This is a genomic window from Marinobacter lipolyticus SM19 (genome assembly GCF_000397065.2).
In the GTDB taxonomy this organism is placed as follows: Bacteria; Pseudomonadota; Gammaproteobacteria; order Pseudomonadales; family Oleiphilaceae; genus Marinobacter; species Marinobacter lipolyticus.
Genome location: NZ_KE007317.1, coordinates 53,157 through 65,610 on the forward strand (window position 1 = coordinate 53,157; position 12,454 = coordinate 65,610).

A 12,454-nucleotide genomic window follows, 5' to 3' on the forward strand; every position below is an offset into this window, starting at 1 on the left:
GTTTAACTTGGCTAAGATTCAGGCAATTCGCGGGATGAACGATATCCTGCCGGATCAGACCCCCGTTTGGCAGTTTGTTGAAGGCAAGGTTCGTGAGGTTCTTTCCGGGTATGGCTACCAGGAAATCCGTATGCCGATTGTGGAGCAAACGGATCTTTTCAAGCGTTCCATCGGTGAAGTGACCGATATTGTCGAAAAGGAAATGTATACCTTTGAGGATCGCAACGGTGACAGCCTGACGCTTCGCCCTGAAGGTACCGCAGGTTGCGTGCGCGCCGCGGAAGAGCATGGCCTGCTTTTCAATCAGACTCGCCGGCTCTGGTATACCGGTCCGATGTTTCGCCATGAACGTCCCCAGAAGGGGCGGTACCGCCAGTTCCACCAGATTGGTGTGGAATGTTTCGGGATGACTGGCCCGGATATCGATGCAGAACTTCTGATTCTGACTGCACGACTCTGGAAAGAGCTGGGGCTGGATGCGCACACCCGGCTGGAAATCAATTCCATTGGCACTTCTGCTGCCCGCCGTGAATATCGTGAGGCCCTGGTCGGTTATCTGTCCGGATATTATGACCAGCTCGATGGTGACAGCCAGCGTCGCCTCGAGAGCAACCCGTTACGAATTCTGGACAGTAAGAATCCGGATACCCAAAAGATTCTGGAAGCGGCTCCGAAGCTGGATGACTATCTGGACGAGGAATCTCTGGAACATTTCCGCCGACTGCGGGAGCTTCTGGACGCCGCCGGAATTGAGTACACCGTGAATCCCCGACTGGTTCGCGGGCTGGATTATTACGGCAAGACGGTCTTTGAATGGATCACCGATAGCCTGGGAGCACAAGGTACTGTCTGTGCCGGTGGCCGTTACGATGGGCTGGTTGAGCAACTGGGTGGCAAGCCAACGGTTGCGGTTGGCTTCGCCATGGGATTGGAGCGACTGATTCTGCTGCTGGAAACCCTGGAGTTGGTTCCCGATTACGTCAACGCCAATGCGGATGTCTATGTGACCGCGATGGGGGACCAGGCTGTTCCGGTAGCGCTGGGGCTGTCAGAATCCCTGAGGCTGGCTTTGCCCGGCAAGGTTGTTGTCACTCACTGTGGTGGCGGTAGCTTCAAGAGCCAGATGAAGAAGGCCGATCGTAGCGGAGCCCGTTATGCGGTTATTCTTGGCGACAATGAAATTGCGAGCGGCACCGTTGGCCTGAAACCACTTCGTTCCGATGAAGGACAGCAGGAACTGGAGCAGGCCGAACTTGCCAATACACTGGATAAATTGCTGGACGCCTGATCGGCGTACCCGGGCACACTTACAAAAAAGCTGACTACAGGAGTCATCATGGCCGAAATGCGTACCGAGGAAGAACAGGTTCAGGCGATCAAGGACTGGTGGAAGAAGAACGGTAGTTCACTTCTGCTCGGTATCGGTGCAGCTCTGGCGATTGTATTTGGCTGGCAGGCCTGGCAGAACCACCAGATGCAGCAGCGCACCGAGGCTGCCAACCAGTTTGCCAACCTGCTGAATGCTTACAGTAGTCAGTCTGATGAACAGAGTGGTGAAACGGTAGCGTACGTTGCCAGCAAGCTTCAGAAAGAGTATGCGGACAGTGCCTATGCCGCCTATGGCATGCTCATTCTTGCCCGTCAGCAATTGCTTGATGAGGGTGACACCGATGCAGCGATTGCCTCTCTGGAGTGGGCCAGTGCAAACGTAGAAGAGGGCAGTGCTCTGTCGTATATCATTCGCAGTCGTCTGGCTCGGGCACAGTTCGCCGCGGAGCAGTATGACACGGCGCTCAACACCCTTGATGGTGCTGGTGACAATGAGTCTTTTGCCGCCATCTATTCAGAGCTCAGAGGGGATATCCTGCTGGCCAAAGGCGACCGGGACGGTGCCCGCGAAGCCTATCTGGCTGCCAGGGAGCAAAGCCAGCAGGGCCGCAGCGGTGTTCTGGAACTGAAACTGTCCGACCTTGGTGTGCAGGGGGGTGCCTGATGCCCGGGTTGCATAGTGGGTCATCGCTTGTACGCCTGGCTTCCCTTACTGCGTTGGCGTTGCTTTTTGCCGGATGCAGTACCAATGAACCGTTTGAAGAGCCTGCACCGGTGCCGGAAATAGAAGGCACGGTTGAGCTCGACCGCATCTGGACCATGGATGTGGGTGACGGGCATGGAGATCAGTTTCTCTACCTGACCCCGCTGAACACCGGTGACCTGCTCTACGCGGCTTCGGCAGACGGCGAGGTGTATGCAGTTGAGTCAGGCAACGGAAAGGTCGTCTGGTATAAGAAGCTGGATGCCGAGGTGTTTGCAGGTGTTGGCGGCGACCGGGAGCAGCTCTACCTGGTGACACGTGATGCCAGCCTTATGGCGCTGTCCCGGGAAGACGGAAAAGTGCTGTGGGAAACGCCCCTGCCAACCGAGGTTCTGGCGACACCGCAGTCCAATGGAACAATCGTTGTGGTTCAGACTACGGACGGCAAGGTGTTGTCGTTCAGTACCCAGACTGGTGAAAAGACCTGGCAGTACGATAGCGTTGTGCCGGTTCTGTCCATGCGGGCCGCTGCGCCACCACTGGTTGGCAGCGAAATGGTGCTGGCCGGTTTCGCCAATGGTAAGTTGTTGGCATTGGCTTCGGACAGCGGCCAACCCGTCTGGCAATATGAAGTCGGCCAGCCGAAAGGGCGTACGGAACTTGAGCGCCTGGTGGATGTGACCGGCCAGCCCCTGATTCTGGAGAACGCCGCACTGGTTGTGGGTTATCAGGGTAAGCTGGCATTGGTGAATTTGCGCAACGGTGACGAGATCTGGAGCCGTAAGGCCTCGAGCCTGCACTCTCCGATGATTGGCGCCGGTAACATTTATGTGTCTTCCTCGAACGGTGATATCAAGGCCTTTCGAGGCTCTGACCGTCGTGAATTGTGGACCCAGGATCGGTTGTCCTGGCGCCAGACTACCCAGCCGGTTGTCTACGATGACTATCTGCTCGTTGGTGACTTCGAAGGGTACATTCACATAATGTCCCTGGAGGACGGTTCACTGCAGGGGCAGCTGGAATTTGACGATGACGGACTGCGCGTGCCTGCCCAGCGTCTGCGTAACGGTAATCTGCTGGTTTATGGAAATAGCGGTAAGATGACCGTATTTGAACTCAAGGAACGCGATTGAATGCGTCCTTCTCCGGGCCCATGAGGGCCCGGTCAATCTTTTGTAGCGAAACTATATGACCCCTGTAATTGCCCTTGTGGGCCGCCCTAATGTCGGTAAATCGACGCTTTTCAATCAGATGACTCGGTCCCGGGATGCGCTGGTTGCCGACTTTCCCGGGCTCACCCGTGACCGTAAATACGGCGAGGGTACTTATGAGGGCCAGCGGTTCATCGTGATTGATACCGGCGGCCTGACCGGTGACGAGGAAGGACTGGATGCGGAAATGGCGCGCCAGTCGCTTCAGGCGGTTGAGGAAGCAGACATTGTACTGTTCCTGGTGGACGGACGGGCCGGCCTGACCAGTGGTGATGAACTGATTGCCAACAATCTCCGCAAGACCGGCAAGCGGGCACACCTGGTCGTCAATAAAACCGATGGTCAGGATCCGGACATTGCCGCAGCCGACTTTTACAGCCTGGGGTTTGAATCAACGTTCCAGATTGCTGCGTCCCATAACCGTGGTATTCGCTCGCTGCTCGAATGCCTGCTCCCCTCCGAAGAGGAGCGGGAAGAGCAGGATCGCGCCGAGCGCTACCCGGGCATCCGCATTGGCATTGTGGGCCGCCCGAATGTTGGCAAGTCGACACTGGTCAACCGCATGTTGGGCGAGGATCGGGTCGTTGTGTATGACATGCCTGGTACCACACGAGACAGTGTTTATATTCCCTATGAACGCCAGGGCAGCCAGTACACGCTGATCGATACCGCCGGGGTACGCCGCCGCAAAAATGTCCGTGAAGTCGTAGAGAAGTTTTCCATCATCAAGACGCTGAAGGCCATTGAGGACGCCCATGTGGTGATTCTGGTCATTGATGCCCGGGAAGGGCTGGTGGACCAGGACCTGCACCTGATCGGGTTCGTGCTGGATGCGGGCCGATCGCTGGTGATTGCAGTGAACAAATGGGATGGCATGGATCCAGAGGAACGTGCCCGCGTGAAGGAGCAGGTGCGGCGTCGGCTCGACTTTCTGGACTACGCTGACAAGCATTATATTTCAGCGCTTCACGGGTCGGGCGTGGGTGTCATGTACGAATCCGTGCAGGCCTGCTACGACTCGGCGATGGCCAAGTGGCCGACCAACCGGCTTACCGCGATCCTGGAGGATGCGATCTCACAGCATCAGCCGCCGATGGTGCAGGGCAGGCGTATCAAGCTGCGTTATGCCCACCAGGGGGGCTCGAATCCACCGGTTGTCGTGGTCCATGGTAACCAGACGGGGGCGCTCCCCGGTTCCTACAAACGCTATCTGGAAAACACGTTCCGTAAGGTTCTTAATGTCACCGGGTCTCCGATCCGCTTTGAGTTCCGCTCCAGCGAAAACCCCTTCGCAGGCAAGGTTGATCGCCTGACTCCGCGCCAGCGGGTCAAGAAAGACAACGACCTGAAAGCCGGCCGTCGTCCGAAGAAACAGCGGATGAAGAGCAAGAAGCGGTAATCGTCGGCGGGGCTGTCAAGCCAGCCCCGCGTTCTCCACCTGTTTTGCCTGAACCGCAGTAATGGCGATGGTAAAGACGATATCCTCCACCAACGCACCCCGCGACAGGTCATTGACTGGCTTCCTCAGGCCCTGGAGCATGGGGCCGATACTGACCACGTTTGCGCTGCGTTGCACCGCTTTATAAGTGGTATTGCCGGTGTTGAGATCCGGGAAGATAAATACTGTCGCACGACCGGCCACCTTGCTGCCCGGTGCCTTGCTCTTGCCGACGCTCTCGATGGCCGCCGCGTCGTATTGCAGCGGGCCGTCGATCAGCAAGTCCGGACGGCGCTCCTGGGCAATACGAGTCGCTTCCCTTACTTTCTCCACATCCTGACCGCTGCCGGATTCTCCGGTGCTGTAACTGATCATCGCCACTATAGGCTCGATGCCAAACGCTTCCGCAGACTGGGCACTCTGGATGGCAATATCAGCCAGTTCCTCGGCGTTTGGATCCGGGTTGATCGCACAGTCGCCGTAGACCACGACTTGCTGGGGCAACAGCATGAAGAAGACCGAGGACACCACCTTGGCCTCGTCGTGGGTCTTGATCAACTGGAGGGCAGGGCGAACGGTGTTAGCTGTGGTATGGATAGCCCCTGATACCAATCCATCGGCCTCATCCATGGCCACCATCATGGTGCCGAGCACGACGTTGTCCTCAAGCATGGCTTCAGCCATATCGGGGGCCAGGCCCTTATGTTTTCGCCGTTCCACCATGGGCTGAATGTAGTTTCCACGTACTTTGACCGGATCGATGATCTCAATGTCTTCAGGTAGGGTCAGCCCCTGGGATTTTGCGACGTTTTCTATCTCGCCTGGGGTGCCAATCAGGGCGCACCGCGCCAGGCCGCGCTGGTGGCAGATGATAGCCGCCTGGACCGTCCTGGGCTCGTTGCCTTCGGGCAGCACGATGCGTTTCGCCGCGGCCCTTGAGCGTTCGGACAGCAGGTAACGGAAGGCCGGGGGAGAAAGTCGGCTCTGGCGCTGAACCTTCAGGTGTTCCTGGAGCCAGTCGGTATCTACCCGGGTAGCGACTGCTTCCATGGCTTTCTCGATGCGATCGGGGTCGTCAACCGGAATGGCAGCTGAGAGGTTGGCCAGGCGATGGGCGGTCTCGTAGGTATTGGTTTCGGCCCGAAGCACCGGCAGCCCGGTATCCAGGGCTCTTCGGCACAGGTCGACCACCCGGTCATCGGGCATCAGGCCGCCGGTTAGCATCAGCCCCGCCAGGGGAACGCCGTTGAGTGCCGCCACTGCCGTGGCCACAATAACATCCTCACGGTCACCGGGAGTCACCATCAGCGTACCCGGTTTCAGGGTGTCGATCATATTCCTGATGGTGCGGGCGGAAACCGAGACCTTTTGCACCCTGCGTGATTGCATCTGGCCTTCGTGCAGTATGGATACCTGCATTTCCCTGGCAATGTCCGACACCCTCACGGCCAGAAGCTCCGGTTGCCAGGGAATACAAGCCAGTAACCGGAATCGACCGTCGGCGAACACTTTGCAGTCATTCTGGAAATCAATGGGCGTGCCGGCCGCTTCTGAATTGACCCGCGGGGTGAACTCCGATTTTGCGGGCTCCCCCACCTTGTTGAGAATGATGCCGATAACATCGGGATCGGAAGGGTTGGCAAACAGGCGGGAGGAGAAATCCAGTTCTTCGTCCAACTCTTCCGCCGTGGAATTCTTCGGCGTACTCACCAGGATAACCTCCGACCCGAGGTTGCGTGCCAATTCCACGTTGAGCCGGGCGATGTAGGCTTCGCTCCGATCCGGCACCAGACCTTCAATGATGACGACATCAACGGTCTTGGCGACCTTCTGGTATTCGCCGACGACGGTTTCCATCAGCAGGTCGGCTTTGCCTTTGTTCAGTAACTGTTGCGCTTCTTTCAGGCTCATGGGGGCCGGTGGCTCCAGGTGACTGCGCGCCCGCACGAAGGCCACGGACGGATCCTTGCCATCATTATGGTGGGACTCTCCTTCATGAACCGACTGGCTGAACGGCTTATAGAAACCGACGCTGACACCCACCCGCTCCAAAGCTCTGAGCAGGCCAAGGCACACGGACGTCAGGCCTGAATCCATGGAAGTCGGCGCAATAAACAGGTTCTTTGCCATACAGGTTTCCTTGCAGGTGGTGCGTATTCAACGTTGGCGAATGGTGCCGCTGGCTTCCAGGGCTTCGGTGGCGATGACCCGTTCTTCGTTGGTAGGAATTACCATCACCTTGAAACGGCTGTCCTCCCGTTCGATACGGCCATTCGTGTTCTTACCGTGCTGGTGATTGAGGGAAGTCTCAATGGCGAAACCGGCCAGGTTGAGATGGCTGAGTGTTTTGGCCCGGACAAGGGTGCTGTTTTCCCCGATCCCACCGGTAAATACCAGGGCGTCCAGTTCGCTGAGTGAGGCCATCATCGCACTGATGTACCGCGCCAGGCGAAAACAGAAGACTTCAATGGCCACGAGCGATGGTTCGTGGCCCTGATCAGCCAGCTCACTGAGAGCTCTCATATCGTTGGTCTTTTCCGAGAGCCCTAGCAAACCGCTCTCGTTATTGAGAATCCGGTGGAGATCTTCCGCGCTGATCTCCTTGGTTTTCAGGAAATCGAACAGTCCGGGGTCGATGTCTCCGCTACGGGTGCCCATCACAAGACCTTCCAGAGGCGTGAGCCCCATACTGGTATCGACACTGATACCATCGCGGATGGCAGTGATGCTACAGCCGTTGCCAAGGTGTGCCGAGATGATCGACGTTTCATTCGGCTGCTTACCCAGGAGTCGAGCAGCTTCCGTAACCATGAAGTTGTGACTGGTGCCGTGGAATCCGTAACGGCGTACCCCCCAGTCGCGGTAGAACCGGTAGGGCAAGGCATAGAGATAGGCATGTCGTGGCAGGGTCTGGTGGAAGGCGGTATCGAACACCGCCACCTGAGGTACCTCGGGAAACAGCGCCGTGGTGGCCTCAATACCCATGAGATTAACCGGGTTATGAAGTGGGGCCAGGCCGGCACAATCCTCGATTGCCCGACGGACACTGTCGTTTATCAGAGCGGCCTCGCGGAAGGTCTCGCCGCCGTGTACCACGCGATGGCCAATGGCCACCGGGGGCGAGCTCAGCAGGTTGAGCTCCTTGAACGCCGACACAATGGCCTGGAGGGCATCCCGGTGACCCGCTCCGTGTTGCAGCGGGATATCCCGGGAATATCCCGGAATACTGGCGAAAGCATCCTCTTTGCCGATTCTTTCGGCCAGTGCTGAGGTCAGCTGATTGAGGTTCAGGTCAAACAATGCAACTTTCAGGGAAGAGCTGCCGCAGTTAATAACGAGTATGGTGTCTTCCATGGGTGGGTCCGTTCTGGTACGTGTCAGGCTTTAGCACGATGATTGGTGCGTAGCCACTTTTCAAAAGCCTCTTCTGGTACCGGGCGGCTATAGAAATAGCCCTGGGAGTAATCGCAACCTTCATGCTGCAGGAAATGGGTCTGGGCCTCTTCTTCCACACCTTCTGCGATGACTCTCAAGCCCAGGCTGTGGGCCATATTTATGATGGCCCTGACCAGCGATGCGTCATCCTGCTCCTTGAGGACATCCTGAACAAAGGATTTGTCGATTTTCAGGGTGTCGAAAGGGTAGCTCTTGAGATAGCTCAGGGCGGAGTACCCGGTACCAAAATCGTCCACTGAAAGCCGGATTCCGGCCTGGTCCAGGTGTTTCAGAATCTCTGCGGTTTCTATGGTGTTGTCGAGTATCAGCCGCTCCGTGATTTCCAGTTCGAGGTATTCGGCCTCCAGGCCACTGGATTCCAACGCTTTCAGCACAATGTCGCTGAAGTTCGGGTCCCGAAACTGGCGAGGGGATACATTAACCGAGACACCGACATTGGTGCCAGTGATTTCACGCCATTTCATGGCCTTGTGGCATGCCTCCTGGAGAACCCATTCGCCGATTGGGATGATCAGACCGGTTTCTTCTGCCAGGGGGATGAAGCGATCTGGCATCACCATTCCCATACTGGGACTGTTCCATCGAATCAGTGCTTCCGCCGAGCTCAGGGCGCCGGTGTCGGTTTGGACGATGGGCTGGAAGTAGAGTTCGAATTCGTTCTGATCCAGTGCACGGCGCATCCGTGATTCCATCTGCAGCCGATCGTGGGACACTTCTGTCATCTCAGGTACAAAATGGGCGTAGGAACTCTTGCCTTTGTGCTTGGCCTGGTACATGGCCGCATCGGCATGTTGAAGCAGGTTGCCGCTGTTATCGGAGTCGGTCGGGAAAACCGCGATGCCAATACTCGTTGTGACGAAGACTTCCTGATTATTGAGCAGATACGCGGGTTCAAAGGTCTTCAGTATGCGTTCCGCGACCTGAGACGTGGCATCACCACCGGTCAATCCTGGCAGGATCACCAGAAACTCATCGCCGCCAAGCCGGGCAACGGTACTGGTACCACGGAGGCAGCTGGAAATCCGGCGCGCTGCCTCAATCAACAGGTTGTCGCCGGCATCGTGACCCATGGTGTCATTGATGTGCTTGAAGTTATCCAGGTCCAGAAACATAACCCCGACCAGTGAGTTCTCCCGTCTGGCCTGGGCCAGGGCCAGTTTCAGGCGATCAAGGGCAAGCATGCGGTTCGGCAAACCGGTCAGAATGTCATAGTTGGCCTGGCGTAGCAGTTGCTGCTCGTACCGTTTACGGATGCTGATGTCCTCGCCAAGGATAAGATAACCCGTTGCTTCGCCTTTGGAATCCTTGATGGGCGTTACGATCAACTGTTCCCAGAAGCGCTCGCCATTGCGACGTACGCTGTTGACTTCCCCTTGCCAGACGCCGACGCGCTGAACCTGCAGACGAATGGACTGCCACAAGTGCCGGTTTTCCCGGTGGTCCATCGAGGTCTCGGAAATGGCTCCGGGGTGTTTGCCGATGATGTCCTGGGCGTCATGGCCGGTCAGCTGGGTGAATTTCTGGTTGGCAAATTCAATCCGCCACTGGCGGTCACAGATCAGCACCGACGACGGGCTCTGTTCAATGGCCTTGGAGAACTTGCGGATTTGTGCTGCATCCCGTTCCTGACGGGCGACATCTTCGTTCAATCGGTCACGCATCTGGTTGAAGGCATCGGTGACCTGAGCCAACTCGTCCCGGCGGTTCAACGGGGTATCCGGCCGATCGAGCTTGAGTGGTTCGGCAAGATTGCTCAGGGAAAAATGACGGGCATAGTTCGCCATGGTGGACAGGTGGCGAGCCACAAAGTACTGGAAAATCCAGATGATCAGAATGGAAACCAGAAATGTCTTGAAGAACTGGGTTACGAGGATAACCCCGACCTTCCGTTCCATTTCGCTGTACACGCGGTCAAGGTCCGCGGTCACTGTCAGTTCTCCGAGCTTGAACATTTCATCCCCCTGGTGGATGAGGTCAAAGCTGTGGGAAGTGGTTTGTGCTTCCGGCGGAACTTCCCCCATGACCAGTTCTGAGTCGGGCTCAATGCGGAGTCTCAGGTGGACAATGTCCGGAAGGCTGAGAATACCTTCCATTTGGGTTTGTAGCAGTTTCTGGTCCAGGGCCCAAAGGCTGCGGGCAAGGCTGGAGGCGTAACCGGTTTCTACCACAAGCATGCGGTTGTCGATTCGCAGAAGATCCTTGCTGTAGTCAGAATACAGTTGTATGGCAGAGGCAATCAGTGTGAACGCGGAACTGAAGAGAAGTATCCAGGCGAGTAACCGGAACGACAGGGGAGAGCCCGTTCGAAAACGTTGGAGACGAGTCGACAGTTTCTGCATGTCGTTACAGCCACCCTGACCAAGTGTTCGTGAGACGAACGGTTCCTTATCGTAAGGACTATAGCAGCAGTTGTCCTCAAGTGCCTTGTGGATAAAGGGAAATCCGGGAGAAATGTGGCGTGGTTCCAACTTTCAAAAAAAGCCGCGTTGCATTCGCTGGTTTGATTCAGGTCAATAAGAGATCCGCGTGTAGAGCGTAATCTGGGGCTAATCAGATGAAATGATCAGTGGAGATTGGATTATGTATATGGACGCGGTGGTGATTGCCGGAATTTTAACAGTATTGCTGATACTGGCTTTCTTTGTTGGTGTTGGGATCTTCATTATGAAAGATTCCAAGCGCCACAGGGGAGAGGGTATAAAGGGGAGTACTCACCAGTCCGGAAAGACTGTTTAGAGTCGGTAAAAATTGGCGTCCCCTAGGGGGTTCGAACCCCTGTTGCCGCCGTGAAAGGGCGGAGTCCTAGGCCACTAGACGAAGGGGACGCAACGTTCTTACTGACTTGCCTCGTCGAGGTGGCGCGTATATTAAGTAAGGCTTAATTCGCTGTCAAACAGTTTTTCTAAAAAAATGCGATTTTGGCTTGTTCCGGCCATTCATTCACCGGATGCAATTCTCCAGGGTTTCTGCCAGGTCGGGGTAGGTAAACCGGAAGTCCTGCTGTAATAACCGTTGTGGAGTAGCTTGTTGCCCAGTCAGCAGGAGGCGGGACATTTCACCGAGTGCCAGTTTCAGCACGGGAGCAGGCGCCGGAAAAATGGCTGGCCTTTTGAGGGTGGCAGCCAGGCAGCGGGTGAATTCCCGGTTGGTCACTGGATTGGGGCTGACCACGTTATAAGGACCCGTTGCATTCCCGGATTCCAGCATGAAAATCAGTGCCGCAACGACATCGTCACGATGCACCCACGGCATGTACTGATCTCCGCTACCCAGGCGACCACCAAGACCGAGGCGGAACGGTAACAGCATGCGCTGGAGAAAACCTCCACCAGGGCCCGCGACGACACCGGTTCGCGACAGGCAGACACGGACTCCTTCCGCCTCGAGCTTAACGGCTTCTGCTTCCCAGTCCCTGCAGAGACGGTGGGTAAACTCGTCGTTTGGCGGTGTTTCCTCATTAACCAGGGTGCTATCCTGGTTGCCGTAATATCCAACTGCCGAGCCTGAAACGAGTACCCCCGGTTTGTTGTCCCAGCTTTTGACCACGGAAACCAGCTGACAGGTGAGGCCAATACGGCTATCCCGCAGTACCTGTTTGCGCTGTTGGCTCCAGCGCTTGTCAGCTATGCCCTCGCCGGCGAGGTTGATAATGCCATCGAAGCCCGGGTGTTCCCGCAGAAGTTCCAGGTTCGAAATCGCTTCCACCCGACCGCAGGCTGCCCGAACGTCTGTTTCGCTCTGCCGGCTGAGTACCGTCAGGCTGTAACCTTTGGCGACCAGCTTCGGGCACAGTACCTGGCCGATGAATCCGGTACCTCCGGTGACTAGAATGCGTTGACTCATTGGATAACTCCCTTATCGCGGTCCCTGAGTGCCGGACCCGTTTATTGTGCCAATCCCTGAGTAACCACGTCGCGAATGGCTTCACCAAGTTGGGGATTTTCTCCAATCGGTGGTGCGAGATGGATGGAAATGCCGTGGATTTCCTCCAGCGACCGGATCATAGCCGGTACATCCTTGCGGAGGTGACGCCCGGCGGCCAGAAACAAAGGAACGACGGTAAAGCTGCGGACGCCCTCAAGCACACCCTGTTCGACCACCTGCTCCAACGAGGGCGTGGCCAACTCCATGTAGGCGATATGGGACCCAGGGACGGAATTGACGGTCGGTGCGGCCAATTGTTCGAATGTGTCGCACCAACGTTTGTCGCTGCTGCCGTGTGCAAGAAGAATAATACGGTGGTCTTCGGGCATGATCTCTCCTGTGAACAATGCTGGCCCCAATGTCGTAAAGTGTAGCAGGATAGGGCTTTTGTCT

General features: G+C 56.6%; 10 protein-coding genes and 1 tRNA gene. 5 read left to right on the top strand and 6 right to left on the bottom strand.

All coding sequences use genetic code 11. From position 1 onward, the window contains the following. Positions 1–7: 7 nt before the first annotated feature. From hisS to der, 4 genes are read left to right on the top strand one after another with little or no spacing between them, the layout of a single operon-like run. On the top strand, positions 8–1,288 hold the full coding sequence (hisS, locus tag MARLIPOL_RS06690; RefSeq protein ID WP_082446079.1) for a histidine--tRNA ligase: 1,281 nt from the start codon (positions 8–10) through the stop codon (positions 1,286–1,288). 48 nt (positions 1,289–1,336) lie between these two features. Continuing rightward, positions 1,337–1,993 (top strand): YfgM family protein, encoded by a 657-nt coding sequence (locus MARLIPOL_RS06695; RefSeq protein ID WP_012137290.1) that lies wholly within the window; start codon positions 1,337–1,339, stop codon positions 1,991–1,993. After that, entirely contained in the window at positions 1,993–3,165 is a 1,173-nt protein-coding gene (gene bamB / locus MARLIPOL_RS06700; protein WP_012137291.1) for an outer membrane protein assembly factor BamB, read from the top strand. Before MARLIPOL_RS06695 ends, bamB begins: the two co-directional genes overlap by 1 nt. Positions 3,166–3,220: 55 nt before the next feature. After that, positions 3,221–4,642, top strand: a complete 1,422-nt coding sequence (gene der, locus MARLIPOL_RS06705; RefSeq protein WP_012137292.1) for a ribosome biogenesis GTPase Der — start codon at positions 3,221–3,223, stop codon at positions 4,640–4,642. A 15-nt stretch (positions 4,643–4,657) separates the two neighbouring features. Here der and pta read toward each other — a convergent pair whose 3' ends face one another. The 3 genes from pta to MARLIPOL_RS06720 are packed head-to-tail and all read right to left on the bottom strand — an operon-like array spanning position 4,658 to position 10,476. After that, on the bottom strand, positions 4,658–6,811 hold the full coding sequence (gene pta, locus MARLIPOL_RS06710; protein ID WP_012137293.1) for a phosphate acetyltransferase: 2,154 nt from the start codon (positions 6,809–6,811) through the stop codon (positions 4,658–4,660). Between the two features lie 27 nt (positions 6,812–6,838). Next, positions 6,839–8,035, bottom strand: coding sequence for an acetate/propionate family kinase (locus tag MARLIPOL_RS06715; RefSeq protein WP_012137294.1), 1,197 nt, complete (start codon positions 8,033–8,035; stop codon positions 6,839–6,841). Between the two features lie 23 nt (positions 8,036–8,058). After that, positions 8,059–10,476 carry a bifunctional diguanylate cyclase/phosphodiesterase gene (locus MARLIPOL_RS06720; RefSeq protein WP_012137295.1) on the bottom strand — a complete coding sequence of 806 codons (2,418 nt, stop codon included), beginning with the start codon at positions 10,474–10,476 and terminating at the stop codon, positions 8,059–8,061. Between the two features lie 247 nt (positions 10,477–10,723). On the opposite strand from MARLIPOL_RS06720, the gene ccoM reads away from it, so the two are divergent. Continuing rightward, positions 10,724–10,873, top strand: a complete 150-nt coding sequence (gene ccoM, locus MARLIPOL_RS18905; RefSeq protein WP_407638056.1) for a cytochrome c oxidase subunit CcoM — start codon at positions 10,724–10,726, stop codon at positions 10,871–10,873. 13 nt (positions 10,874–10,886) lie between these two features. Here ccoM and MARLIPOL_RS06725 read toward each other — a convergent pair. From MARLIPOL_RS06725 to MARLIPOL_RS06735, 3 genes are all read right to left on the bottom strand, one after another. Then, a tRNA-Glu gene (locus MARLIPOL_RS06725) sits at positions 10,887–10,962 on the bottom strand. 115 nt (positions 10,963–11,077) lie between these two features. Continuing rightward, on the bottom strand, positions 11,078–11,980 hold the full coding sequence (locus MARLIPOL_RS06730) for a TIGR01777 family oxidoreductase (RefSeq protein ID WP_012137297.1): 903 nt from the start codon (positions 11,978–11,980) through the stop codon (positions 11,078–11,080). 41 nt (positions 11,981–12,021) lie between these two features. Continuing rightward, complete coding sequence (locus MARLIPOL_RS06735) at positions 12,022–12,390, bottom strand: sirohydrochlorin chelatase (protein ID WP_012137298.1); 369 nt, start codon at positions 12,388–12,390, stop codon at positions 12,022–12,024. Between the last annotated feature and the right edge of the window lie 64 nt (positions 12,391–12,454).